Source organism: Polaromonas sp. P1_G4 (assembly GCF_056405475.1).
In genome coordinates, this window is the sequence record NZ_JBFUCA010000785.1 from 1 (window position 1) to 1,394 (window position 1,394).

The 1,394-nt window shown below is 59.0% G+C and carries 4 protein-coding genes; 1 reads left to right on the forward strand and 3 read right to left on the reverse strand.

Features of this window, described 5'->3' with window-relative positions; genetic code table 11:
- Window positions 1–2: 2 nt before the first annotated feature.
- Window positions 3–278 carry a Grx4 family monothiol glutaredoxin gene (gene grxD, locus AC1D1X_RS23310; RefSeq protein ID WP_477699346.1) on the forward strand — a complete coding sequence of 92 codons (276 nt, stop codon included), beginning with the start codon at window positions 3–5 and terminating at the stop codon, window positions 276–278.
- A gap of 45 nt (window positions 279–323) precedes the next feature.
- Here grxD and AC1D1X_RS23315 read toward each other — a convergent pair whose 3' ends face one another.
- The 3 genes from AC1D1X_RS23315 to AC1D1X_RS23325 form a co-directional block, all read right to left on the reverse strand.
- Window positions 324–596, reverse strand: coding sequence for a hypothetical protein (locus AC1D1X_RS23315; RefSeq protein WP_477669832.1), 273 nt, complete (start codon window positions 594–596; stop codon window positions 324–326).
- Window positions 597–657: 61 nt separating this feature from the next.
- A complete protein-coding gene (locus tag AC1D1X_RS23320; RefSeq protein WP_477670207.1) occupies window positions 658–864 on the reverse strand; it encodes a DNA gyrase inhibitor YacG in 207 nt (68 codons plus the stop codon).
- Window positions 865–934: 70 nt separating this feature from the next.
- A partial coding sequence (locus AC1D1X_RS23325; RefSeq protein ID WP_477699347.1) for a cell division protein ZapD occupies window positions 935–1,394 on the reverse strand: 460 nt, incomplete at its 5' end.

Below are 1,394 nucleotides of genomic sequence, written 5' to 3' on the forward strand. Positions count from 1 at the left end.
ATGTGGTCCTTTTCATGAAAGGCACGGCCCAATTCCCGATGTGCGGTTTTTCCGGCCGTGCCATCCAGGTGCTGAAGGCCTGCGGCGTGAACAAGCCCGCCACCGTGAACGTGCTGGAAGATGAGGAAATCCGCCACGGCATCAAGGAGTTCAGCAACTGGCCAACTATTCCACAGCTCTACGTGAAAGGCGAATTCATCGGCGGCTCGGACATCATGATGGAGATGTACCAGAACGGCGAGCTGCAACAGGTGCTGGGAACCCCCACCACCAACTGAGCATTGCAGGCGTTGTGCCGGCTTCGCACCGGCGCCATCGATGGATCAGCGCGTGTAGCCCGCGCAGGCGCCTGCATCTACCGCGCCCTTGCATTCGCGTTTGAGCCGGACATCGCGCTGGCCGGCTGTCTCGCCGGACCCTGAGATGAATTTGACTTTGCCGCCTGAATTTACCGCACCGGATTGAGCGGCGGTCTTCCTGGTTTTTTTGGCCTTGGCGGGCTTTACCCCATCCTGGGCCGATTGAGCCTGCACATTACCGCCCAGCAGCGCCATGGCCAAAACGGCAGCCAGCGCATTGCAAAAATTCCTGTTCATACTTTTTCCTCCCTTTTTATTCTTTCGCAAACGCAGGTGACACCGCGTTTCGCCTCAAGCTTTATTGCAGCTTGGGGTCTCCAAATTGTTCATCATCCGGTGGCACATCCGCCGGCAGGCGGAACCCTTCGCTGGCCCAGGCGCCCAAGTCTATGTTCTTGCAACGCTCGCTGCAAAATGGGCGAAAAGGGTTGCTGGGTGCGTAAATGCTTTCACCGCCGCAGCCAGGACATATGACCCGTTTGAGAGGCGGAGAATCTTTCTTCATCGCAGGCATGTTTGTAGACAGGTCTGGGGATCAATCGGGTGTGATGGCGATGAGGCAGCAAGTCCTGAAATCAGGAGCAAAGCGTCAGCTCAAACGCAGAATCTTCGGTGCTGGCGTGCAGCCGGTCGTCACTGCCGTGGCGCATGAGGCGCACCGACACAATCAGCCGGTTACCGCTGATTTCGGGAATCAACCCCAGAGCCGGGTCTATCCGCAGGCGCAACAGCTGAAAGGTGCGCCCCTGCGGCAACGTCTGCTGGTATTGCCCGCCGGGCGCCACCACTTTTTGAGGCGCCCCGGAGTCACGCAACAGCGTTAGCAGTACACGTATGGATTCGGCCAGCGGCACCAGCGGCGTGATCCAGCGCTGCAGGTCTTGCTGGCGTGTTTCGGTGTCAAGGTGCTGCCACGCATAGTAGGCCGGCAAATCAAACTCACAGGTCCCGCCCGGGATGCCGACACGGCTGCGAATGCTCATCAGCCAGTCGTTCTCCGTCAGGGAATGACCGGCTTTGCCCGGCAGGTTGTTC

Excerpts from the sequence above, each read along its gene's own strand:
- AC1D1X_RS23320 (WP_477670207.1), bottom strand. The coding sequence starts at position 864 with ATGAAGAAAGATTCTCCGCCTCTCAAACGGGTCATATGTCCTGGCTGC.
- AC1D1X_RS23315 (WP_477669832.1), bottom strand. The coding sequence starts at position 596 with ATGAACAGGAATTTTTGCAATGCGCTGGCTGCCGTTTTGGCCATGGCG.